Genomic DNA, 23,369 nt, shown 5'->3' with positions numbered 1-23,369 from the left:
AGAGGTTGTGGATTAGAAATCCTTTCCTACTCGATAGCAATAAATTTTAACAAAACATTAATACTGCATTTACATAATCAAAATGAACAAGTGATAAAATTTCCTCATAGATGTTTAGATGTCTATACATCTAAGTGACGATGTAGGAGGGAGATAAAGAGAAGTCCGTCATTCCCAGTGCATAAGTTTCTTAATACAAGCTTTGTTTTTCGATAAGTAATCAAATTTTATAAAAAGGATGGAATTAAAATGCTCAAAAAAATGAAAAAAGAAAGAAGGAAAAAACTATTAATTTTGTCCATAACTTCGGGGGTCATTATGTCAGGATCAGGATTTGACACAACGGTTACAGCTAATACATCCTCTCCTCAAGTGGTAAAGTCACAGTCAGAAGGACAATCATCTGTACATTCAGAATCAACGGCAACTCCTAAATTAGTCGATAAAGCATCCATTGATGCAGTAATAGCCGCAATGACTTTACAAGAAAAAGCCTTTCTTGTGACTGGTGGTAATAAAGGTGGCTTAGTGGACGAAAATGGGGAACTAATTGGACAACAACCAGCAAAGGTACCAGGAGCAGCTGGACAAACACAAGCCATAGATCGTTTAGGCATTCCTTCAATTGTACTAGCTGATGGTCCAATGGGCGTAAGAATAAGTCCAACGAGAGCAAATGATAGCAAAACATATTATGCAACAAAGTTTCCAGCTCCAAATGTTTTGGCGTCAACTTGGGATACCGATTTGGTAAAAAAGGTTGGGGAAGCCACGAGCCAAGAATTAAAAGCATATGGAATCGATTTACTTTTGGCTCCTGGAATGAATATTCAAAGTTATCTTTTGAATACTCGAAACAATGAATACTTTTCAGAAGATCCCGTTGTTACTGGAAAGTTGGCATCTTCCTTTGTTAATGGAGTTGAGAAAAACGGTGTAGGAACAACCGTTAAGCATTTTGCTGCTTTTAACCAAAGAACAAACAATCAGGGAAATAAGGAGTGGCTTCCTGCCGACAAAACAATAGGCAATAACGTGATTATTAGTCAAAGAGCTCTAAGAGAAATTTATTTAAAAGGTTTTGAAATAACAGTGAAGGAGGCACAACCTTGGTCAATCATGGAGTCATATAATCGAATCAATGGTGTGTATAACACTGAGAATAAAGAACTTTTAACTGATGTACTCAGAAAAGATTTGGGATTTAGTGGATTTTCTATGACTGATTGGGAAACACCACGAAATATTGCTAGGCAATTAGAAGCTGGAACAGATATGTTAATGCCTGGTGGTGCTGATCAATCACAGAGAATTATTGATGCTGTGAATAACGGAACCCTTGATGAAGCAATCCTTGACCGAAATATTAAGGAAATACTTAGTATTGTTGTGGACACACCGACGTTTAAGGGAGCTGTTGCTACAAACAATCCTGACTTTGAATCAAACGCAAAAATTGCTCGGAAAGCGGCAGCTGACGGCATGGTACTTCTCCAAAACAAAAAAGGAGCATTACCTATCCATAATAAGCAAAGCGTTTCTTTATTTGGTGTTCCTGTTAGTGAAATCAACACAGGTGGTAGAGGAAGTGCTCTAGTAAATGCTCCATATCAAGTAGGAATAGCCGAAGGTTTGAAAAACGCAGGTTGTTCACTAAATAACACTCTTTTAGAAAAATATAATAAATACGTTACAAACATGAGAAGTCAAGATGAATATAAAAGTAAAATTGAAAATTACGACTTAATTGTCCCGACACTACCGGAAATGGATATTACCGAGGATGTAAAAGCAGCAGCAGAAAATACAGATATAGGGATCATCGTTTTAGGAACAGATTGGGGCCAATATCGAAAAGACCGCGAAAAATCAGATTTCTACTTATCGGACGCTGAAAAAGAAATGGTAAAGAACGTATCGAAGGCATACAGATCACAAGGTAAAAAAGTGATTGCCGTATTAAATGTTGAAGGCCCTATAGAAACAGAAAGCTGGAAAGATCAAGTCGACGGAATCTTACTTTCATGGCAACCTGGTCAAGAACTTGGAAATGCGGTAGCAGATGTGCTTACAGGAAAAGTGAATCCGTCTGGTAAACTTGCACAAACATTCCCTGTTGACTACAATGATCTACCCTATGCAGATAGATTCCCTGGATTAGGTAATGAATTACCATATGAAGAGGACATTTATGTTGGGTACCGTTATAATACGACATTTAATGTAAAACCTGCATATGAGTTTGGATTTGGATTATCTTATACCAATTTTGATTATAGTGACATAAAGATAACAAAAGGTAGAAAGTTTAAAGATAAAATTATTGTCCAAGCTACTGTAAAAAACATAGGAAAAGTAACAGGAAAAGAAGCTGTTCAGGTTTATGTTTCTGCCCCAGATGGAAAACTTGAAAAACCAGAACTAGAATTAAAAACATTTGCGAAAACAAAGGAACTACAACCAGGGAAAAAAGAAAAATTAGAGTTTGAGCTTGATGCTAAAGATTTAGCATCATTTGATGAAGAATTATCAGCTTGGGTACTAGAAAAGGGCACATACAAAGTCAAAGTTGGAACTTCTTCTGAAAATATTAAAGGAACCGTAACTTTCACAGTTGAAAAAGATAGAATCGTCGAAAAAGTTAGTGATGTATTGAAACCACAAGTTGAATTTGAGAGATTATCGAAACGGTAAACCTACGGTAGACATGTTCAAGACACCTAATAAGCAATCTAAAAGTGAATCTACAATTTTTTTCATTCGTCTTTGTATTTGCACCAAAATCCTATTATTTTTATTTAAGCAAAATAAAAGACCAAAAGGCGGCAAAGTGCTTCTTAAAGAAAGCTTTGCTGTCTTTTCATGTTTCCAAGCTTCATGTCATCACCACCGATAAAAGTCTAGCGTATTCATTAGCCATTCAACAGCTAAAAGACAAGAAAAAAATGCCTAAAGGTATCCAAATAAGACAGATTCGTTATCTAAACAATATCGTTGAATAGGATTATCATTTCATTAAGAAACGAGCTCTATATCGGGATTCGAGTCATTTTAAACGGCCACTTGCATATTAGGTGGTGTTGAAATCAAGCATATGATAACATAAGGCAAGTTCACCAAAGAGGTCAGTCTGCCCAAAATCGAAAAGAATTCATTGATAAACTGTTCGACATCACATCATAATCCGTAAGTTAACAAGAAACTCATATCCTATGTTTTTTTATAGTTATCTTCGTACCAGAACTAATTTCACAATTTACTTTATTTGATTGGCGATTAAACAGTAAGCTATACTATTACTAGGAATTAGTAGTAGATATATGTCAGGGCTTTTATAAAAGATTTTGAAAATGGACTTACAATGATTTAGAGTGTAAACATATCTTGGGAGTGTAATAGGAGATGTCTAGTTACCTAAATATTAAGGAAGAGCTCGAAGAAATGATAAAGGATGGGCAACTTAAAATAGGAGAAAAGCTTCCCTCAGAATATAATATGGCTAAATTTTTCGGTGTCAGCAGAGATACGTTTCGATCAGCTGTTAAACTTCTAGAGCAAGAAAGAAAATTGTTAGTAAAGCATGGGGTTGGAACTTTTGTTATTAAACCACCCTCCAATATTCCGAGTAGTTTGGAAAAATTACAAAGCATCGGAGACTTAATTAAGTTTGCCGGCTTACATGAGGGGGAACGCCAGGAAAGTATTAGCTTGGAAAAATGTCGAAAAGATTGGGCAGAGAAATTAGGAATTAGTGAAGGAGATCCTGTATATCTCTTAAAGCGTATAAGAACTGCGGATCATGAGCCCGTGGCATTTTCCATTAATATACTACCTAAAGCTGTTGTAGGTAATATATTTGAGGAAACTCAGTTTTCAGGCTCCTTATTCCGTTTTTTGCAGATGGAGTGCGGTATCTCGATCTTACATGCGGATACAGAAATTGTTGTTCCTCTATCTTCTGATGAAAATGTACAAAAATTAATGTGCACACCAAATACCACCGTCTTATTACTTAAACATCTCAACTTTAATGAAAAAAATCAACAGGTGATGTATTCCTTAGATTATTTAAGGAACGATATTTTTAATTTTTGGATTAGGAGAAAAAAATGTAGTTCTCAATTTTCGTCGAGCCCCGTTTTTATAATAGAGTTTTTTGACTGTGTTGAATAAGAATTCTATTTTCTTATTAGAAGCATAGAATTAATGAATGCAGCTTCTTTTCCTGTTCACAAAAGTACACCTTTGCGAATAAGAAAAGAAGCCTGTATCCAATTAGAACTAGACTTCATTGCTTTCCATAATGTTGCTCATTAAAATTCCCTCCTATTTTAAACTAACAGAAGCTCCTTTTTTATCAGCTCTATAAAGTATGCGTAAAATTAGGATTTTACGCATAGTTACATACTGAAGAATGAATTTAATAATGTTCCTCCCCTTACCTTCGATTAGCTCCCTTTCTTCTTCAATAAAAAGAAAAAGCCATAGAACTACATGGCTTTTTGATTATTTTTAATCAGTGTTATGTAAACACAGAAGATAAGCTACATGGATTTTTAAGATTAAGATAGAACATATAGCTTATCTTTTATTCTGCTAAAGAAACCATTTGAAAATGAATTATGCAAGTGTTACTATTTTGTTTTCCAATTCATCTAGCTCAACTACTTTTCTGAGAAGTGGATTTTCTGGATTTGTATAATATCTATGAATTTCTTTATAGAATTCATTTAATGTATCAACAAGTAACTTTAAGTTTGAGGTAATCCTTTGTTGATCCTCTTTTTCTATTAGTGTAAAGGTATTAAATAAATGTCTAGTTAAATTCCCATGTCCATGACCTTGATTTAAATCTGCATGACTCACTTGAGGGGAAATAAATCCCTTAGGTAGGTCATATTTCGTGGAAATTTCCTGAATAAATGTATCTGGCTCCCAATCTACACCTTCTAGAATATACAATGAAGCCATAAATGATAAAGGGTCTTCATTAGACCAAAGATTTAGCAAATTACAAAGACCTTCTGTATAAACAAGGGGTACTGACTTATTTAGTTCTTCACGTGAGATACCAATATTGGTTAGCGATTTGAGGACTAATTCATCATGTCCATGCTCTTCTTTATAAAATTCATGCAAGATTTCCCGTCTCTCTAGGTTTTGTTCGAACGACATAATAGGTCCGTCAAAATCATATTCTTTTTCTAATATAAGATAATTTTCGATGGTATGACCTATAATTGCATTTTTAGCCAGTGTTCCTTCCTTTAGTTCGATCCAAAAAGGATTAGAATCTAATACTTTCATCCAATCAGATACTTTATATTCAAGATCAATGATAAATTCTAATCCAGAAGTGAAAGGATTTTTTTCGAATTCTCCATCAGTGATAAGAAGTTCTCGATCTAAAAAAGTGACGTATTCTTTCACTTTATCTAAAGAGATACCTGTTTTATTAGATAAATCTTCAAATGTATTTTTACCATCCAATAAATCAATAAACTTACTTATAGTGTCTAAAGACTCATCTTCGGGAGTAATTTCAAAAGCATCCTCATTAAATTGGTCTGTAATTTTGATAGCAGTAGAGTTTTTTTGTATTACACATGATTCTCTAAGTTTAGGATATTTAAATAAATCAATAGTATCTCTGCTGGACATAAAAGTTACCTCCTTTTTAGTTAACTAGTCGAACAGGTAAATCTTCATTTTCATAGTATTTATCAACAAGGTCATCATAAAAGGCATATAAAGTATTTATTAATAAGTAGAGGTTTTTAATAACCCTTTTCTGATCATCTAAGCTTACATATTCAATATGTTTAAGTAAGTTGCGACTGATAGCTCCATGGTCTCCATCTTCATTTACATCAGAATGATCATACATAGGTTTTATATATTCTTTTGGAAGATCATATTGTTCAAGGCTTTGTAGGTATTCATTTCCATCTGAGGCTTCTTCAAATATGTATAGGGAAGCCATATAGGATAGAGGATCGTGATGAGACCAAAAGCTAAGCAGATTAATTAATGCTGCAGTGGATGGAAGTGGAATATGATTATATGCATCTTCTCTAGAAATGCCTACTGATTCTAATGCTCTAACCATAATTCGGTCGTGGTTAAATTCTTCCATCGCAAACTCTCTGAGTTCTTGTTTAATTTGCGGACTTAATTGAAACATTGTCGAGGGCATTAAAGTTGTAAATGCTCTTTTTGTAACATAAAAGTATTCTAATGCAAAACCAACTAATAACGATTTGGTAGCCTTGTTACTTTTTACTATATCATTAAAAGGGTCTGTCCCTTTTTGGTTTGTCCAACGTTGGACATACTCTTCTAATTTAATCATAAAGTTTTTTCCAGAAATGCCCTTTTCGAAATTTTCTCCTCCTTCCATAATAAATAATTCTTTATCTAATGAATTTACATAAACAACTACTTCTTCTTCAGAATATCCTGTTATGTTAGAAATTTCTTGAATACTATTAGTTCCATCTAAAGATTTTAAAAAGAGTTGGATACTGTCAATTGACTTATCATCTGGCTCAATCGATAATGAATCCTCTTTATAACTTAAAGTAATTACTTCATTTGAATTGTTTATTTGTGTTTCAGGCTTAAGAAGTGGTTTATTAAAAAAACATGCTTGTGACATGTATTATACCTCCTTTAAGTTGGGCATAGAGTAAGCTCAGGGTCTATAACCTTGAGCTTACCTTTTACTTCTAATGTGTACTGAAGACATTAATCAGTCCTAAAACATGAGACCCTATGATTAAAGGTGAAGAGAAGCTGGACGATTAACTTTAACTGTTAGACGTTTTACTTTCATGAATATCACCTCCTTTAAAGAGTAATTTGCTAAGGCCTGTATTTTTCTTATATTTTGTAAAATAAACACCACTAAGAATGATGACTCCAGCGGCTATATCAATTGGTGATATAGTTTCGCCTAAAAGAAAAACAGCTAAAATTATAGAAAGGAAAGGAGTAATAAACGTAGTACTTGAAAGAGTTACAGCAGAAGCGTATTTAACTGCATAAAGTATTAATCCGTTAGAAATTAACACTCCAAAGATTCCAATATATATAACTCCTACCCAACTCTTCCAATCCATTATGTAGAAATAACTCCAAAGCTTCCCAAACATAAATACTAGTGATAGAGTAATACCTCCTATTAATACGCTAAAGCATATAACTGAGTAAGAGTTTAAAGATCTTACTAATTGCACACTAGCCACATATGAAATACCAGAGCCAACTGTAGCCACTAAAACAAGTATGTCTCCAATCCAGTTTCCTTCTGATAGGTTACCTAATGAGGGATTAATAATAATAATTACTCCAACTGCAGCTAGTGCTACACCGATACTTCTTCTTATAGTTAATCTGTCATTTAAAAAGAAATGACATAAGATAATCGTAAATATTGGTGAAAAAGAAAAAATAAGAGATGCTTTTGACGCTGAAGTGAGGGATAAACCATAAGCAGAAAGTAAAGGAAACCAAACAAAGTTCCCTAAAGCACATATTGCTAATAGTCTTTTATCCTTTGATGTGGTAGCTCTTAGAGGTCTTTTAAACAAAAATAATAAGGGAATAGCAAGTGCAGGAATCATTGCACGAAGGCATGCAACTAGATAAGGATTTAAATTATCCACCATGGGTTTCATCACTACAAAATTACTACTCTGTATCAAAAGTGCAAATAACACAGCTAATATTATAAAAATTGATTGTTTCCTCAGAGTAACACCTCATTCCAATATCTGTTTAAAAAGTAAAAATAATACATATTATGTCTTTTACACGTTAAATATTGTCATTATTTACAGAAAATTTCAATATCTATTTTTAAATTCACAACTACTTTACTATATTAAATAGTTAATTTTATCTAGTCTTAATTTAGTGAAGCGCTATCAATTTATTTGATAAAATAGTCTCCTCAAAAATTGAGGCAAATAGATGTGCTTATCTTAACCATAAAAAAACAGGCATTTTAAAAAGGCCTGTTTTTTTATGGTTGAGATTTTAAGTTTTGAATAGTATTGAAATAAACCCATATATATTTCAATTAATAAGATTGTTTCTTCTTCAGTTCCATGAATAAATTAGTATCACTAATTTCTCTGAATCCAAATTTTTCATACAATTTGTGAGCATCTTTCGTGGCTAGCATGGCTCTTCTAATATCAGTTAACTCTGGATGTTCAATAATTGTTTGAATAAGTTTTTTTGATAATCCTATACCTCTATGATCAGGTAATATAAATACATCTGCTATATATGCAAAGGTAGCTAGATCAGAGATCACTCTCGCAAATCCAATTTGCTCCCTGATTTGACTACTTTTGCTTTTTTTGTAAACACCAAAGCACAGGGCACTGTTATCAATTGATTTTTGAACAATTTCTTTAGATATTCCTTTAGCCCAATAAGAATTGAAACAAAGAAAGTTATGTATAACCTCTATATCTAGTTGCTCTTTATCAGATGAAATCATATAACTATCGTTCAAAATACACTCCCCCTTTTTACTTTTTAGATTAATCCCCTAATACTCGGTTAAACACGTACCGACAATACCCCATCGTCTTAATTAATAAAAATGGCTGTTCATTTGATGGATACAAACAAAATTTATAGGCTTTATGAATGTTCAGTTTCTCACCTCCCTTTATAAGAAAAGTGTACTAAAAACGAATATACGTTTCCAATTTAATGTTTTTTGCAAGCAGAATGTACAGAGAATTGCAGCGAAAAATACATAGGCTTGCAGCTCTTGATTTAACTTTAAATTTCCTCTGGTGATTTCACAGAAGAAAGAGCGTTCTTTAGTCGATAACTCTCTCCTGTGAAAGCTACAATGTGTGCGTGGTGGACCAGACGGTCCACCAGGGCAGAGGTCAATCGGTTATCGCCAAACACACGGTTCCATTGGCCAAATTCCAAGGTAGATGTCACAATCACGCTTTTATGTTCATAACAGTCGGCAATTATATGAAACAATAATTCCGATCCTTGTTTTTGGAAAGGCACATACCCAAGCTCGTCTAATATCAATAAATCACATTTTTCAATCTGCCTTTTCAACTTTTGTAGGGTTCCTTCCTTCAATGCCTCTTCTAATTGTCCTACTAAGTCCGCCACACGAAAGAAACGTACCTCATACCCTTTCTCACAGGCTTTTACTCCAAGAGCTGTTGCTAGGTGTGTTTTTCCTGTCCCTGGGGAACCGAGGAGGAGTAAGTTTTGCTTCCCCTTTAAAAAATGAAGATCACTGATTTCTTCTTTCGTGGTCGTAGAAGGGAGATGCAACTGTTCCGTCCATTCATAGTCTCTTAACCATTTAAGTTCTCTAAACTTTGCTTTTTTCATGAGTCTAGAGATTTTCATGGTTTGCCGAGAATTTATTTCTTTTAGTAAGACATCTCGCAAAAACTGCTCCTTATCTTCAAATGTAATTTCCTCATATGCTTCAGCAATATAACCAAGGTGAAGTGTCTTACAAACTTCTTTTAACGTAGGCATCAGGAAATCCTCCCATCCAAACTAGGACACAGCTTTTTATCGTATGTTTGAAGATCTGTCTCATAATCAAGTAGCACCAGGGGCGTGTGGGTTTCTGTTATCTTTTCAGGATAGGTTGCTGCCTTAGCTTCAAGGAGATAACCGAGTTCATGTGGATCTCTATCAAAATGATTTTCTACTTCTAACAGTTCATGTATAGCTTTCAAAGTATGCTTCTCCAACAAGATCTTTAAGCCTCTTACTCTTGTTTTAATTTCATCGGGTTTTATCGTAAGATAAAGTCTTACCCTTTCGGGTAAGTATTTGAAAAACCTGGAATATTTTACTGCACGAGGCTTCCTTTCCCAATCACCCAAAATATCGTTCCAGGGAATAGCTCTTGTGGTATTCATATAGGGTCGTGATTCCTCATAGATTATTTCACCATCACTTGTAAAGCAGGTAAAGGAGTTCCATTCTTTTTTTATGACTAACGAATGTTTAATCTTCCCTTTATAGATAGTGAATTTCTCACCATCGACACTTATTTCCCCGTATTTATTGATGCTGCAAGAGTGAACTGAATAGATGGGAAGATCACTAATTGGCAATACTTTTAATTGTTTTTGGTCTTCTGCCCAAAGTTCCTTAATATCCACTCCTTTTTCATAATGCACACGATTCTGGTCTTCCTGCATCTTCACCTGCAGCCAGTTTGCCAGTTGAGAAAAATCCTCCATTTCTGGCGGTGTAACAAAAAGGTTATTTCTTGTGTAATCGACTTTCTTTTCTACGTTGCCTTTTTCATGTCCACTTGCGGGGTTACACGCTTGAACTTCAAAACCATAATGGGACTGGAAGCGTAGGAAAGAATCCGTATAGGTTCTTTTATCTCCTTTGCCGATAGCCACAACGGCAGCTGTAAGGTTGTCAATTCGTAAATGTGTAGGTACACCGCCAGCTTGTTTAAATAGCTGTTTCAGTCCTTCAAGAAAACATTCTGAGTTTTCGGCTGGAAGAGGATAAGCAAATCCTGCATTGCTGTAAGGGAAGCTTAAAACTAGTGTCTTGATGTCTTTATATGCACCATCCTTCACAACCGTCATATTTCCAAAATCCACTTGTGCTTCACCCGGAGGGTGTTCTAGTCGTTCATATCTTGTCATTTTTTCTTCTTTAATCGCTGGTCTTCTATGTTGAATGTACTCACACACAGTCCGATAGGACCCTCTGAAGCTATATTCATCCCTGAGTTGTTCAAACATCTTCTTGTTTGTTCTTCTGTCTTTTTTCTTGAGTTTTATGTCTTCCTCAAGCCAATAATCTATAATCTCACCGAATCCTTCTTCATACATCATTCCCCTTTTGTTAAAGGTAAGAGTTTGATAGGGAACTTCGCCATCGGCATATTTCTTTATTGTTCTCCAGTTTTCCCCTGTCCGTCTAACAATTTCGGTAATGGATAAATCTTCGTTTTCCCTTAGATGTTTGATATAATTAATTTCAGGCATTGCTAGCATCCTTTCATTTCCTCCCACTGTTAAGATCTGCACAATCAAAACAGTAGGGGTTAGTAAGAGGGCTGGCAAGCCTTTTTTTATGCAGTTATGTTCTGCACATTTTTCCTGCAGAACTCTGTACCTTTATTTTGCAATAAACAAATTAAAACCATTTATTATATAAAAAACGAATCGTTAATGTGCCAAAAAACACTCTCTATTTGACCTCCCTTTCATCCCATGCATAAAGCCAATAGGCTTTCTCACTCGGAAAATCTGTAAGTTAAAAGATTTAAAAACTACTTTACTACAAAATAATTTAATTTTTAAACTTTCTTTAATTTTGTTAATTTTCCATAATTTAATTGACTAAATTTGGTTAATTGTTGTAACATAAACCCAGGATTTTTAATAGGAGGTAAAAAATATCAATTAAAACAAAAGAGGAATGTTATGACTTCAAAATTTTCACGTTATCATATTTATTTTCTTTTTACACTTCTATGTATCATAGGAGGGACAACATGGGCTTTTCAGAAAACAGGCTTACAAGGTAGTCTCCCTTTCTGGTCAGCTGGTATGCGATTTTTAATTGCCAGTTTACTAATTGCCAGTTACCTTTTTATAAGAAAACAGTTTTCCTTTTCAAAGGGAGTACTTATTATTTCTGTTTTAAATGGACTTATGTATTTTTCTATACCATTTGGTTCTGTTTATTGGGCTTCTCTTTACCTGCCTAGCGGCATGATTTCTATTTTAGCAGCTAACATTTCTGTTTTTGCTTTGCTAGTTAATAGAGTGTTTAGGGGGACCCCTCCATCTAAAGGACAAAAAATTGGAGTGGTATTATCGTTGTTCGGCATCATTTATGTGTTCGGACACCAGCTTTTCATTAAAGTAAATGCTATGGAGTTAATTGCTATGGCTATTGTTTTGGTGGCTATGTTCGGTTCTGCCTTTATTACTGTACAAGTACAGCAAAAAATTAAGACACTTCCCATCTTGACATTTAATTCTTTATCCATGTTCAGTGGTGGCACCATTTTATTGCTATCGAGCTTGATTTTGGAAGATGGCAACAGATCTTTTTCTGGTATTAGTCTCTTCTCCTTACTCTATTTAGCTGTTGTTGGGTCTGTATTAGGATTTTGGATTAACGTCTACTTGCTAAAACATTGGCACATTTCTAAGGCAACTGCTCATCTCTTCATTTCGCCCGTGTTAGCGTTATATGTAGGATTTCTTTTCTTGAATGAAACATTACATCAAAACGTCTACCTTGGAACAGCATTCGTACTTGCAGGCGTCATTTTAATCAATTTAAAAAAGAACGGAAGGAGTAGTCCTGTTGAAAGAACCAAACAAACATCTAGCAATTATTTGTCAAAATAAACATTTACCTTTTATCTTCGAAGAAGCAAAAGATTTAGATGTTCACGTAACTTTCTTTTACGATGATAATGATTCAAGGCCTGAAAATCTCGTAGGTGTAGATACATATATCCCTATCGCTTTATTTGATAATCCTGAGGAATCTCTTGAAGTAGTGAAGCAATTACACAAGGAGCACCCTATTGATGGGATTATTACTTTATTTGAGCCAGCATTGGATTTTGTAGCAAAAGTAGCAGAAGTTCTTAAACTCCCTTATCTCCCACCGTCTATCATCAGCAATTGCCGCAACAAAAATAAGACAAGAAAAATATTAGAAGAGAACAAACTTAATACACCCATCTTCTATGAATTATCTTTGGATGAAAACATTGAGGATATAGATTTTTGTTTTCCCTTAATTGTTAAACCAGCCAACGGATTTTCTAGCCAAGGTGTTATCCGAGTTAATAACAAGGAAGAACTCTCTGAAGCTATAAAAAAAGTTAAAAAAATTAATGAACATGATTTAAGTAAATTTGTACAAGACAATCACGGAATAGTAATTGAGCAGTTCATCGATGGTCCGGAATTTGCTATAGAAACATTTTCAATACAAGGAGATGTCCACGTTCTGTCTATAGGATATAAGGGAGATATTAAAGGTCCTTTCTTTGAAGAAGGCGTATATATTGCTCCAGCCAAATTAGATGAAAAAGTGAAGAATGCAATAGTGGAAGAGGTAACTCGCGCTGTAAAAGCATTACATATTGAAAATGGGCCTGCTCATACAGAGTTACGTCTCAACCAGAACAGAGTGCCTTATGTACTTGAAGTAGGAGCAAGAATTGGCGGTTCGGGCGTCTCTCATTACATTGTAAAAGAAAGTACAGGTATTAATTATATAAAATTAGCAATTAAAAATGCATTTGGAATTTTAGAATTGGACAGTATACCAAGTAAAATTGTCGCTACAAATGTAGCGGGTAACTATATTATTCCGGTTAAAGGATCAGGTATCTTTGAAAAAATAAAAGGATTAGAAAATCTAAAGGATGATAAGCGGGTCAAAAGAATTTTTCAGTTTATTAATGAAGGAACAGAAATCCTGCCTTATCCACATTTTTCAGGGTATCCTGGTTTTATTTTAACCAGCCATGACTCATATCAAGATTGTGAAGAATTTTACAAGGAACTAGATGAAGAAATTGAAATTATTTATAAAAACAACATCACCGTTTAGGAGGTCAAAATGGTACTAACTGAGGCGCTTTATGTTCAAGAGTTAAAGAAAAAGACAACAATAGTCCATACATTAGGTCCTCAAGGAACTAACTGCGAAAAAGCCGGTTTATTATGGCTTAAAAACCAAGGAGTTAAAGGTGAGGTTGTCTTACATAAAACTTTAGAAGAAGCCTTGCCACATGTTAATAAGACTGAAAATTCAGTTTTGCTTGGCTGTGCTGTTTATCCTTACCTCCACGACTTAGTATTCAAAAATTTATCTAGCTTGAAAATGATAGATAGCTTTATTATGCCAACATACAATATGGTTTTAGCGGCACGAGAAGAAATAATTTGCTCCAAAAATATGAAGATTGCTTGCCATCCTGCCCCTGTAGAGCTTGCTCAGTTATTTAGTAACCATGTAAAACTTGTAAGTAGTAATGCTCAAGCTGCATTGGATTGTGCATTGGGTATAGTAGACGTGTGCATTACGACAATTAAAGCTGCGGAACAAAATAAATTATTAGTTATTAAAGATTTTGGTGAAGTCCCAATGTGTTTTACTATACATGCAAGAAAGTTGGATTAAGGGAGGCTAAAGCTTTGTTAACAAGGACGAAAACAATTGATTTAATAAACAATGTACAGGACACCATTGTATTAAAGGCGAATGAATTAAGAAAATACCAGAATCCAACTGGACAAATTGTAAAAAATGAGAACCGAGCAAAAGAACTTCTAATCCAACTAATGGAAGAAACTAAAACAGTTTATAAGGAACTTAATCTAAATGAAGTGGGGATAGCATTTGAACAAGATATTTTAAATTGGTTGGAACGTGGGCTAAACCAACAACCTTTCTTTGATCACACGCTGGCTGCTTATCGTCCTCCAAAAAATGGAGAAATGACTTTCTTTATTGCACCTATCATTACACCAAATGGGCCGAACAATAGAGGCTTTTATTTTGAAGCTTTTTTAGCAATTCGTGATGAGCCAGACATTATGAAACCAATTGAAAAGGAATTACCTCATCCTAAAAATGGATGTCAATCGTTAAAAATCTTAACTGGTACACAAGGATTCATGGAAGAAAAATGCATTGTCTTCTTTCCTGAAAATGTACAGACGAGAAAAAAAGTAACAAGTCAAGCATTTGCTATATTCTTTTTTAATAAATTTCATCGAATCTACCATAAAGATACATTAAAACGGGCCAAAACAATTTTTAAGGACTTGAAATTTAAATCTGAAAATATGAATGAAAAAAGCACTTATGAAGCAAGAGTCATATGGGGATATTTACACGACTATTATCATCATTGCGGTAAAAAACCGTTTGATCAACATATTCCAGCAAAAATGAATTTCTTTGCTGGAATATTGGAAGAAATAAAAGTAGATTGCCAATCGATTATAACTCTACATGAGCGTAAGTATCCTTATTGGGAAGAAATTATTGAATTTATTTTATTTGAGCGTCTTTTAAGATACCCTAGTCAGCATAATGCTACTCGAAATTTTGATTCTGGAACAGGATTCTTTCTATTTAGTTGGTTAATGAAAAACAGTCAATCAATCCAAAAAAACAAAGGGCATGTTAGTCTAAACTTACAATTGTGTATCCAAGATTTAAAGAAACTCATACTGGAAATTGAAGAGCTTGAAACAATTAAGAACGACTTGGAGTACAAAAAACATGCTGAACAGTATGTAAGAAAACATTTACTTCCTGCGAATAACGGAGATGATAAGTTTTTAATTCCTGATAACTATTTTATTTATCGTGACAATCTAAATATTGAAATACCCTATATAAAGTTTAGTAATTAAGCAAATTTAGGGTTCTGGTGCAAATTTTGAATTTTGTTAAAATACAAATAAAAATATAAGGTTGACACTGACCATTTCCGGTTTTTATACCATGAAAATTCGGTGTCAATTTTTTATTATGAATAAAAACCTCTCATAGAGTAGGTAATATTTATAATAGTTTGTTTGTCTGCCTGATTCTTTTTGCATCAGAGCATGTATTCCCCCCTTTGTTAAAAAAGCATCTGCTCACATCGGCAGATGCTAATTTTTTGACGAGTTTCTTCCTATTATATAGGTCTTATTCTTGTGCTACCTCTTCATACTCCCTGACAAGTGTATAAAAGGTCGTCTTTTTTAGACCTACTTCCTGCATAGCCTTAACAGCTGTCACCTCTCTTGCTTTCCATCGATAATACACTTCTTTAAACTCGTCTATTACCTCAGCTTTTGGTTGGCCAAAAGCTGCGCCCTTTTACTGTGACTTTCTTTTTTATTTGTCGTAATTTATTAGAAATTATATGTCACCTCTGTCAGGGTCATTTGATTATTTCGTTTGCAAAGATATACCTTTGTAAACGAAACCTATGAAGCTATCAAACTCAGTAAAATCAAGTTTAAAAAGGTGGTAAAATTATTTTATAAACGTTTATATTTTTGACACACCTTTTTAAACGAAAATAGTATAAGGCCCAATTGCTGGTTTATAAAAAAGTTTGATCATTTTCTACCTGTGTTGTTCAACAATAGAGCCCTATTCTGGAATAGGGAAATTTTGGTTATTAGTACAGTGCCAAGAAATTATCATTTTATTAGAACTAACTGCTTATTTACCCTGAAAGCTAAAATTTGATCCGATAACGACAGTAGCATCCAGTTCCTCGTCTCTGATCACTTTCGTAGTCAACCCAACACTATCAAAGATTTCAAAGGTTTGAGGTGTCTGCATTTCGCTCGTTTCTATCAAAAGATGTCCTCCCGGTGCTAGCCAAAGTAATGCTTCTTCTGCTACTCTTCGCTGAATGTCAAGTCCATCCTCTCCTCCGTCAAGCGCCACCTTCGGTTCATATAGGCGAGCCTCCTGGGGAAGTAGCTTGATTGCCTTGGTGGGAACGTAAGGTACATTTGCTACTAGGATGTTCACATGGCCTTTAAGTGAGTCGGGTAAGGCCTTATACAGGTCACCTTCAAAAACGTGACCATCGAAAATCGTTACGTTGCGTTCAGCACATCGTACTGCAACAGGGTCAATGTCAACAGAGTACAACACAACCCGTCCCAAAGCTGCGGCCAGTGCTACACCCACAGCACCTGACCCACAACATAGGTCAACGACGATATCACCAGAACATGACGACAGGGCTTCTGCCTGGTGAACAAGAAACTCGGTACGCTTGCGTGGAACGAAAACGCCATGATCCACTTCTATCCGTAGACCACAGAACTCTGTGCATCCAACAACGTATTCAAGAGGTAAACCGTTAGCTCGCATTTCCACCATTTTATTGAGGTCCTCTGGAGTCCGTGCCTCTGAGATAATTAATCGGGTCTCATCTTCTGCGAAAACACAACCAGCGCTTCGAAGTCTGTTAATAATATGTTTTTCCGTTTTACAGTCCAAAAAGAAATTAATTTTTTTTCCTATCTATCTCACCACTTTTGATAAGTTTATTTTAATTCTGTATTCGTTAAAAATTGGAAATATCCTTTCTTCAAGAAAATGGCCTGTTTGTTGAATAACGAATAAGACATGATCTATCTCCTTAAACTTTCTGTACACGGATTATTACCGACATACAGTGTTCAGAAAGTCACTATTTTCTGGACAGATGAATTTCATTCTTAGTTTCGTAGATTTTCCCCTGTAAATATGTCCAAAAAATCTGTTCATAAATTTATGTTCAGATAATCTCCCTAAACTTAAGTTATATTACAATTATAGGGAGATACATATGGTAAAGGATGGATAGAAATGAGAGTAGGATACGCCCGTGTATCAATATCTGGTCAAAATTTAGATTTGCAGATGGATGCATTACATAGTCATGAAATATTTACAGATAAGGTAAGTGGAGCAAAAGATAAACGGATAGGGTTAGAAGAGGCTCTTCGTTTTGTGCGTTCTGGAGATACACTAGTTGTCTGGAGACTGGGCAGATTAGGTCGTAATATGAGCATCTCATCCAAATTGTCAATAATCTAAATGAAAGAGGAATTAGCTTTCATAGTCTTCAGGAAAACATTACGATGGATAAATCAAGTGCAACTGGTCAGTTAATGTTTCATCTATTTGCAGCGTTTGCAGAATTTGAACGAAACCTTATTCAAGAACGTTCTGCGGCCGGCCGCGCGACTGCAAGAGCAAGAGGACGGTTAGGTGGAAGGCCAATAACAAAAAGCTTTGCGATGTCTTTTAACGGCATACCATTCTTATGCATACCACGAATTAATTCGATTTTTCCTTGTTCAACGCCTTCTTCACGAGCATGAGCCAACTTAGCTTGTTCATCGAGTAAAAGTTTTTCACGTGCTTCATATGCAAGGCGGAAAGAAGAGTCATGACTCATATGTTCCCATTTATTCATTGCTTTTTGCAAAATTGGATCTTGATTCATCGCAATCTCCTCCAATATTTGAGTTAAATGTTCGTCTTCATGTGCCGGTAATAATAGCATCCAACGAACAAATGCACTTTCCCACGGATTCACTTTTTCTTCGCGCCACTGTTTCACAAGCTTTGGAATCTCTACAAAATGAATTTCAACGTCATCACTTAATACTTGCTGCGTTTTCGTATTCCATAATTGCCCGATCGTATGAAATGATTCTTCATTAGAAAATAACATGAAATCCAATAAGTTAATCGTGATTGTTTTTCGAAGTGAACGATACGGCATCCCTTCTTGCATTTGGGATGTATAGAGTTTGCTCCAATAGTATAAAGATCGCTTCACCATATCATGCGTATTACGAAGTTGAATCTCTATATTCACTTGCGTTCCGTTATCTAATGTTGCTAATAAATCTAAAATAGATAATTTATCATCTTCGTAAGCTTTATGAAGGTGTGGATCTTCCAATTGTAGAGATGTAATGGGTGCATCTAAAGATTCTTCTAAAATGGCATTGAGAAAGCCAGTTAAAATCTCTTCATTCCCTTTCGTTCCAAATAACTGCTTAAAAGCAAAATCAATTCGTAAATTGACTAATTTAGTGGACATGGATTTCCTCTCCCTGTCTTTCTTTTCCTTATTATTATTTTACAAGATAAGCTGATTTGGATGCAAATCGCCCTTTTCGCATAAACGGAGAAATAAGATTCTGGTGCCAAAATACCGAACGAATTATTCTCCTTTAGATTAATGTAACAAACATTTTAGTTATCTTTCTTATTTAAATACTTTACACTAAAAGATACAAATGTAAGGAGGAAGAAAAATGGCAGAACATCGTTTTCATTTAAAAGCAACCTGGCCTGGATTACGTAATGATGTAGGAGAAATCGAAACCGGCAACTTAATAACAAAAATCTCTATTCCATCAGAAATGGATGGTCCCGGTATAGGGACCAATCCAGACGAAATGCTTCTTGGCGCAGCAGCAACCTGTTATATCATTACTCTAGCTGCTATGATGGAACGCAGTCAGTTGGATAAGGCTGGTTTAACGATGACATCTGAAGGAATCGTCGATGTGACCAAAGGCATCATTACGTATAAGAAAATTATCCATCGTCCTGAAATTGTATTGAAACAAAATGCCTCCGACCGAGAGAAAAAATTGGCACATAGACTTGCTGAGAAAGCAGAAAACTCCTGTATGATTAGCCGAGCAATTCAAGGCAATGTAGAAATTCAATTACAAACAACCGTTAAAATTGCTTCTGAATAATCTATATGCAATTAAAGAAGCTAATAAAAACCACATCACAGAGAGATTATAAAGCATCTGCTCACCGGCAGATGCTAATTTTTTGACGAGTTTCTTCTTATTATATATATTTATTTTTGTGCTCCTTCTTCATACTCCCTAGCAAGTTTATAAAAGGTCGTCTTTTTTAGGCCTATTTCCTTCATGGCCTTCACAGCTGTCATCTCCCCTGCTTTCCATCGATGGTATACTTCTTTAAACTCATCTGTTACCTGAGCTTTTGGCCGGCCAAAAGCTGCACCGTTTTGCAAAGCCACGTCAATTCCTTCACGTTGCCTTTTTCGAATTCGTTCTCGTTCTTCCTCTGGCATCCAAGAAAGGATCTGTAGAACCAAATCTGCAATGAAGGTACCAAGACTATCTTTAAATTGAGTGGTATCCAACAACGGCATATCCAAAACCACGATGTCCGCCTGAATATTTTTCGTAATGTCATTCCACTCATGAAGAATCTCTTCTTTGTTCCTTCCAAAGCGATCAAGTGAATGGATATAAAGAATATCGCCTTTACGAATAATTCTTTTAAGCAATTGATACTGAGCACGTTCAAAATCTTTTCCACTTTGTTTATCCGTAAAAGTGTCCCGTTGGTCAACTCCCATTTTTTTCATAGCTTCAAGTTGCCGACCTTCATTTTGATCTTTGCTGCTAACTCGTATGTACCCAAATTTCCGAACGTCCATTTTTTACTCCCTTTCCTGCTCATTCTATCTCTTATTCTACCAAAAACGTTCGTAAAAGTGATTGAAAAATCACGGACGTTCATAAAATTTTTTCGGACTTAAACGAACGTAAAAAATGGTGGTTTTTGGGCAAAAAAGAACCGTTCATAAAAGTGTACTTTTACGAACAGCACAAGTTTCAATGAAGTTTACCGCATGCCCATGTTAGCTTGATGGGCATGCGCTTTACCCTTTAGCAGTTGAAGAATTAAGGAAAGAAAAAAGCATGCCATCAGGCATGCAAATCAAACAAAGGAACTATTTAAATAATATCGTGCAACGAGATAACTTTTTTATCAAGAAACGTGTTCGTTCTATGTTAGTATTCAAATCATTTTGTACAGCCACTTACATACTGAGAGAATAGAAGCGATGCATATGATTAAAAAGAAGCAGGTTCACCAGAAGGTGAAATCCGCCCAAATGCCGACATTTTTTCTTACCATCATGATACCTCCAAGCATAAATGGAGCAGTTTAACTCTTCCGATCCCACGCTTTCAGATTCGTGGATATTACCTTTCGGATGAGCTCGGTTAAAATTGTTGAAAAAACAATATTTTGAATCACTTTAGATTTCTCCATTAACTCAACAAAATCAAAAAATTTGATTCAAATATATGATTTAGTAGTAGAAAAAGCGTTCCACTTCCTCTTCTCGTACATCTGCTAATGAATTCGGCTTCCAATTAGGTTTTCGATCCTTATCTACCAATACCGCCCGAACTCCTTCGTAGAAACTATAATTTTTCATAAAGTTCATACTTAAGGCAAGTTCCATATTAAAACAAGAAAGTAGGGACTGGTTCTTTCCCTTCTGTAATTGGCGTAAAGTCACTTTCAATGAAGTTGGAGATTTAGATTGGATCGTTGATCTAGTTTTTGCTGCCCAATCATCTCCTGACTCAGCTGCTTTGCCTAATGAAGCGACAATTTCTTCCACTGTTTCATAAGCAAAGTGCTTATCGATTTTGGATTGAAGCAGGGATATGGGCGATTCATCCTCTAGGGTAGAGCAAAAGGCATCTAGTATATCACCCATTTGTTTGCTCGCCTTGTCCAAGTTCCAATTAGTCTTTTGGATCTCTTGGATGAATTCCTCCCAACGATTGCTTTCCATGTAACGATTCGCTGCACCTACATAAAGGACATCGGCTGTCAGTATGGTTTCTCCAGTAAGCGCAAGATAACGTCCGACATGACCTGGCATTTGATTGAGAAAGTAACTCGCCCCTACATCCGGGAAAAAGCCAATACTCATTTCAGGCATGGCCCATTTGGTTCTTTCCGTGACAATCCTTTCACTTGCCCCGACAGATAGCCCTACCCCTCCCCCCATGACGATTCCGTCCATATAAACAACAATCGGTTTAGGGTATTCATGAATCATCAGATCCACCTGATATTCCGTGGTAAAGAAACGACGGGCGCACTCTTCTACATTAGAGTTGCGGTGATCATAGAAGAATCGCATATCTCCTCCAGCACACAATCCTTTTGTTCCTTCGCCTGAAATACAGACAAAAGCCACACTTGGGTCTGTTCTCCACGCATCTAATGTTTCATACATTTTCTCTACCATTTCTGCATTTAGAGCATTAAGTGCCTGAGGACGGTTTAGTTTTAACCATCCCGCCCCTCGGTCAACATAAGATATAACGTTAGACTCCATTTGATGAACCCCCTTTGAAGTAAGAATATTGGTCGATTAATAAAGAGCCGTTAACATCTTTTTTCGGGTGTAGAACTCAACCCCATCTCGTCCATTCGCATGAAGATCGCCATAGAACGATTTTTTATATCCTGAGAAAGGAAAGAAGGCCATAGTTGCCGTAACACCAAGATTGGCTCCCAACATGCATGCATCTATTTCTTCTCTGAATTGGCGAATTGCCTTTGCGCTATTCGTATAAATGCATGCCCCGTTGGCAAACTCGGATTGATTTGTAATTCGGATGGCTTCTTCTAGGTTTTCCGCTCTTACCACGGATAAAACCGGTGCAAATATTTCATCTAACCATATCGTCATTCCTGGTTTCACGTTATCAAAGATCGTTGGTCCAACAAAATATCCTTTATCGTTTGCCTCAGGGTCTAGACGTCCGTCTCTAACAAGCGTGGCTCCTTCTATTTCTCCCGTTATCAAGTTCTTGACTAGTCCTCGCTACTCCTGGATCAGTAAATCCCTTTCTCATAGTCATTTCAACCATTTTCTCCTGAGCATTATACATCTCCTGAGACAGATATGAGACTTGGTATAATAACATTTAGCCACCTACTTTTAGTGAAAATTAACCTGGATGAAACTTTAGTTTCTAACAACCTACTTTTTTAAATTGCTTACACTCTTTAACTGTTTTATGTCTCTTGATTTATTCAACCCTAAAATTTCCCTTGCTTCATTTGGTGTAGCGATTTCCCTACCAAGTGTTTTAGATAAATTTACAATTCTTTCAACAAGTTGAGCATTGGATGTAGCTAATTCCCCTTTACGATAATAAACACTGTCTTCCATTCCTACCCGGACATGGCCTCCCATCACGATACTCATTGTATTGATTGCTAATTGATCTTTACTTGCTCCTATCGCTGACCAGGTCGAACCATCTGGGATACTTTCAGTCAAAAAGAGTAGATTTTTAGTCGTTGCCGGCATTCCGCCTTGTACACCCAAAACGAATTGAAAATGAAATGGAGCCTCAATGAGTCCCTTCTTTGCAATACGTAGAGTATTGTCGATCATTCCAACATCGAATATTTCAATTTCTGGTTTTATCTGATACTCTTTCATTTTTCCTGCTAATCGCTCCAGAAAATTAGGCGAATTTAGAAATACACCAGATCCAAAATTCGTCGATCCAGCATCAAAGGTAGCCATCTCAGGACACAGTTCACATACCCGAATCCGATCTTCATCATTCATATCTGTTCCACCAGCGGTCGTTAAGTTCAAAATGATATCACACTTATCCTTTATCCGATCAACAACCTCAGTATAGGTAGATAAATCAAGGGAAGGATTTCCTTCTTTATCTCTCACATGGATGTGTGCTATAGCTGCTCCTGCCATCCACGCATCATAAACTGAGTCTGCTATTTCCTTTGGAGAAAGAGGTAGATAAGGGGTATGTTGACGAGTTGTCTGACCTCCCGTCGGCGCGACCGTAATCATTAATTTTTCCATGATCTTGCCTCCTCTATTTTTTGATGCATATGGGGGCTTTATAGAGTTGTTCAGATTATTCTCATTCCTACATAGCCCCTCTATATGTCAACATTCATAAACCAAT

20 protein-coding genes and 4 pseudogenes are annotated in these 23,369 nt (G+C 35.7%); 10 read left to right on the top strand and 14 right to left on the bottom strand.

Going from position 1 to position 23,369, the window contains the following annotated elements:
* Positions 1-249 precede the first annotated feature (249 nt).
* The 3 genes and pseudogenes from BK575_RS08020 to BK575_RS08010 all read left to right on the top strand — a co-directional run bounded on the left by BK575_RS08020 (position 250) and on the right by BK575_RS08010 (position 4,173).
* Entirely contained in the window at positions 250-2,694 is a 2,445-nt protein-coding gene (locus tag BK575_RS08020; protein WP_078409910.1) for a beta-glucosidase, read from the top strand.
* Between the two features lie 98 nt (positions 2,695-2,792).
* Positions 2,793-3,183 (top strand): annotated as a pseudogene (locus BK575_RS28985) (DDE-type integrase/transposase/recombinase); the annotation flags it as partial.
* Positions 3,184-3,402: 219 nt separating this feature from the next.
* Complete coding sequence (locus tag BK575_RS08010; RefSeq protein WP_078409908.1) at positions 3,403-4,173, top strand: GntR family transcriptional regulator; 771 nt, start codon at positions 3,403-3,405, stop codon at positions 4,171-4,173.
* Between the two features lie 447 nt (positions 4,174-4,620).
* On the opposite strand, the gene BK575_RS08005 is transcribed toward BK575_RS08010, so the two are convergent.
* The 7 genes from BK575_RS08005 to istA form a co-directional block, all read right to left on the bottom strand.
* Positions 4,621-5,661 (bottom strand): thiaminase II/PqqC family protein, encoded by a 1,041-nt coding sequence (locus BK575_RS08005; protein ID WP_078409907.1) that lies wholly within the window; start codon positions 5,659-5,661, stop codon positions 4,621-4,623.
* A gap of 16 nt (positions 5,662-5,677) precedes the next feature.
* A complete protein-coding gene (locus BK575_RS08000; protein ID WP_078409906.1) occupies positions 5,678-6,658 on the bottom strand; it encodes an iron-containing redox enzyme family protein in 981 nt (326 codons plus the stop codon).
* A 151-nt stretch (positions 6,659-6,809) separates the two neighbouring features.
* On the bottom strand, positions 6,810-7,730 hold the full coding sequence (locus BK575_RS07995) for a DMT family transporter (RefSeq protein WP_328589547.1): 921 nt from the start codon (positions 7,728-7,730) through the stop codon (positions 6,810-6,812).
* 353 nt (positions 7,731-8,083) lie between these two features.
* Positions 8,084-8,527, bottom strand: coding sequence for a GNAT family N-acetyltransferase (locus BK575_RS07990; protein ID WP_235867337.1), 444 nt, complete (start codon positions 8,525-8,527; stop codon positions 8,084-8,086).
* A gap of 28 nt (positions 8,528-8,555) precedes the next feature.
* Entirely contained in the window at positions 8,556-8,666 is a 111-nt protein-coding gene (locus tag BK575_RS28980) for a helix-turn-helix domain-containing protein (protein WP_268877759.1), read from the bottom strand.
* Positions 8,667-8,802: 136 nt separating this feature from the next.
* Complete coding sequence (gene istB, locus BK575_RS07980) at positions 8,803-9,540, bottom strand: IS21-like element helper ATPase IstB (RefSeq protein ID WP_078409903.1); 738 nt, start codon at positions 9,538-9,540, stop codon at positions 8,803-8,805.
* Positions 9,540-11,039, bottom strand: a complete 1,500-nt coding sequence (gene istA, locus BK575_RS07975) for an IS21 family transposase (RefSeq protein WP_139367992.1) — start codon at positions 11,037-11,039, stop codon at positions 9,540-9,542. The genes istB and istA overlap by 1 nt, the downstream gene beginning before the upstream one ends.
* Before the next feature lie 432 nt (positions 11,040-11,471).
* Between istA and BK575_RS07970 the strand changes: the two genes are divergently transcribed.
* From BK575_RS07970 to BK575_RS07955, 4 genes are read left to right on the top strand one after another with little or no spacing between them, the layout of a single operon-like run.
* Positions 11,472-12,410 (top strand): DMT family transporter, encoded by a 939-nt coding sequence (locus BK575_RS07970; protein ID WP_078409902.1) that lies wholly within the window; start codon positions 11,472-11,474, stop codon positions 12,408-12,410.
* The gene (locus BK575_RS07965) at positions 12,367-13,632 is read left to right on the top strand and encodes an ATP-grasp domain-containing protein (protein ID WP_078409901.1); all 1,266 of its coding nucleotides are present in this window, start codon (positions 12,367-12,369) and stop codon (positions 13,630-13,632) included. Before BK575_RS07970 ends, BK575_RS07965 begins: the two co-directional genes overlap by 44 nt.
* Positions 13,633-13,641: 9 nt before the next feature.
* Complete coding sequence (locus BK575_RS07960; RefSeq protein ID WP_078409900.1) at positions 13,642-14,205, top strand: hypothetical protein; 564 nt, start codon at positions 13,642-13,644, stop codon at positions 14,203-14,205.
* Between the two features lie 14 nt (positions 14,206-14,219).
* Complete coding sequence (locus BK575_RS07955; protein WP_078409899.1) at positions 14,220-15,449, top strand: DUF6421 family protein; 1,230 nt, start codon at positions 14,220-14,222, stop codon at positions 15,447-15,449.
* 805 nt (positions 15,450-16,254) lie between these two features.
* On the opposite strand, the gene BK575_RS07950 is transcribed toward BK575_RS07955, so the two are convergent.
* Positions 16,255-17,049, bottom strand: coding sequence for a putative protein N(5)-glutamine methyltransferase (locus tag BK575_RS07950; protein ID WP_078409898.1), 795 nt, complete (start codon positions 17,047-17,049; stop codon positions 16,255-16,257).
* 351 nt (positions 17,050-17,400) lie between these two features.
* Here BK575_RS07950 and BK575_RS07945 point away from each other — a divergent pair.
* Positions 17,401-17,816 (top strand): annotated as a pseudogene (locus BK575_RS07945) (recombinase family protein); the annotation flags it as partial.
* Here the strand turns inward: BK575_RS07945 and BK575_RS07940 are convergent.
* Positions 17,753-18,649 carry an Rpn family recombination-promoting nuclease/putative transposase gene (locus tag BK575_RS07940; protein ID WP_235867336.1) on the bottom strand — a complete coding sequence of 299 codons (897 nt, stop codon included), beginning with the start codon at positions 18,647-18,649 and terminating at the stop codon, positions 17,753-17,755. The pseudogene BK575_RS07945 and the gene BK575_RS07940 sit on opposite strands and share 64 nt — an antisense overlap.
* Positions 18,650-18,866: 217 nt before the next feature.
* Between BK575_RS07940 and BK575_RS07935 the strand changes: the two genes are divergently transcribed.
* Positions 18,867-19,319 (top strand): OsmC family protein, encoded by a 453-nt coding sequence (locus tag BK575_RS07935; protein ID WP_078409897.1) that lies wholly within the window; start codon positions 18,867-18,869, stop codon positions 19,317-19,319.
* 110 nt (positions 19,320-19,429) lie between these two features.
* Here the strand turns inward: BK575_RS07935 and BK575_RS07930 are convergent, their stop codons facing one another.
* A complete protein-coding gene (locus tag BK575_RS07930; protein WP_078409896.1) occupies positions 19,430-20,041 on the bottom strand; it encodes a recombinase family protein in 612 nt (203 codons plus the stop codon).
* A gap of 226 nt (positions 20,042-20,267) precedes the next feature.
* Between BK575_RS07930 and BK575_RS07925 the strand changes: the two are divergent.
* Positions 20,268-20,560 (top strand): annotated as a pseudogene (locus BK575_RS07925) (DDE-type integrase/transposase/recombinase); the annotation flags it as partial.
* A gap of 144 nt (positions 20,561-20,704) precedes the next feature.
* Here the strand turns inward: BK575_RS07925 and BK575_RS07920 are convergent.
* From BK575_RS07920 to BK575_RS07905, 4 genes and pseudogenes are all read right to left on the bottom strand, one after another.
* Positions 20,705-21,751, bottom strand: a complete 1,047-nt coding sequence (locus tag BK575_RS07920; RefSeq protein ID WP_078409895.1) for an enoyl-CoA hydratase/isomerase family protein — start codon at positions 21,749-21,751, stop codon at positions 20,705-20,707.
* A 36-nt stretch (positions 21,752-21,787) separates the two neighbouring features.
* Positions 21,788-22,216: pseudogene (locus BK575_RS07915) on the bottom strand (aldehyde dehydrogenase family protein); the annotation flags it as partial.
* Complete coding sequence (locus BK575_RS29555) at positions 22,188-22,274, bottom strand: hypothetical protein (protein ID WP_407984368.1); 87 nt, start codon at positions 22,272-22,274, stop codon at positions 22,188-22,190. The pseudogene BK575_RS07915 and the gene BK575_RS29555, both read right to left, overlap by 29 nt.
* 128 nt (positions 22,275-22,402) lie before the next feature.
* Positions 22,403-23,263: a beta-keto acid cleavage family enzyme gene (locus tag BK575_RS07905; protein WP_078409892.1), complete on the bottom strand. Its 861-nt coding sequence runs from the start codon at positions 23,261-23,263 to the stop codon at positions 22,403-22,405.
* Positions 23,264-23,369: the final 106 nt, after the last annotated feature.

Source organism: Priestia abyssalis, assembly GCF_002019595.1.
Taxonomy (GTDB): domain Bacteria; phylum Bacillota; class Bacilli; order Bacillales; family Bacillaceae_H; genus Bacillus_BA; species Bacillus_BA abyssalis.
Note: the sequence above shows the minus strand (reverse complement) of the source record. Positions and strands in the feature narration are given on the sequence as shown.

What these genes read in the sequence shown, in the direction of transcription:
- istA (WP_139367992.1), bottom strand. Translation starts at nt 11,039, where the DNA reads ATGCTAGCAATGCCTGAAATTAATTATATCAAACATCTAAGGGAAAAC.
- BK575_RS29555 (WP_407984368.1), bottom strand. Translation starts at nt 22,274, where the DNA reads ATGAGAAAGGGATTTACTGATCCAGGAGTAGCGAGGACTAGTCAAGAA.
- BK575_RS07905 (WP_078409892.1), bottom strand. Translation starts at nt 23,263, where the DNA reads ATGGAAAAATTAATGATTACGGTCGCGCCGACGGGAGGTCAGACAACT.
- BK575_RS07940 (WP_235867336.1), bottom strand. Translation starts at nt 18,649, where the DNA reads ATGTCCACTAAATTAGTCAATTTACGAATTGATTTTGCTTTTAAGCAG.
- BK575_RS07960 (WP_078409900.1), top strand. Translation starts at nt 13,642, where the DNA reads ATGGTACTAACTGAGGCGCTTTATGTTCAAGAGTTAAAGAAAAAGACA.
- BK575_RS08005 (WP_078409907.1), bottom strand. Translation starts at nt 5,661, where the DNA reads ATGTCCAGCAGAGATACTATTGATTTATTTAAATATCCTAAACTTAGA.
- BK575_RS08010 (WP_078409908.1), top strand. Translation starts at nt 3,403, where the DNA reads ATGTCTAGTTACCTAAATATTAAGGAAGAGCTCGAAGAAATGATAAAG.
- BK575_RS08020 (WP_078409910.1), top strand. Translation starts at nt 250, where the DNA reads ATGCTCAAAAAAATGAAAAAAGAAAGAAGGAAAAAACTATTAATTTTG.
- istB (WP_078409903.1), bottom strand. Translation starts at nt 9,540, where the DNA reads ATGCCTACGTTAAAAGAAGTTTGTAAGACACTTCACCTTGGTTATATT.
- BK575_RS07935 (WP_078409897.1), top strand. Translation starts at nt 18,867, where the DNA reads ATGGCAGAACATCGTTTTCATTTAAAAGCAACCTGGCCTGGATTACGT.
- BK575_RS07920 (WP_078409895.1), bottom strand. Translation starts at nt 21,751, where the DNA reads ATGGAGTCTAACGTTATATCTTATGTTGACCGAGGGGCGGGATGGTTA.
- BK575_RS07930 (WP_078409896.1), bottom strand. Translation starts at nt 20,041, where the DNA reads ATGGACGTTCGGAAATTTGGGTACATACGAGTTAGCAGCAAAGATCAA.
- BK575_RS07970 (WP_078409902.1), top strand. Translation starts at nt 11,472, where the DNA reads ATGACTTCAAAATTTTCACGTTATCATATTTATTTTCTTTTTACACTT.
- BK575_RS08000 (WP_078409906.1), bottom strand. Translation starts at nt 6,658, where the DNA reads ATGTCACAAGCATGTTTTTTTAATAAACCACTTCTTAAGCCTGAAACA.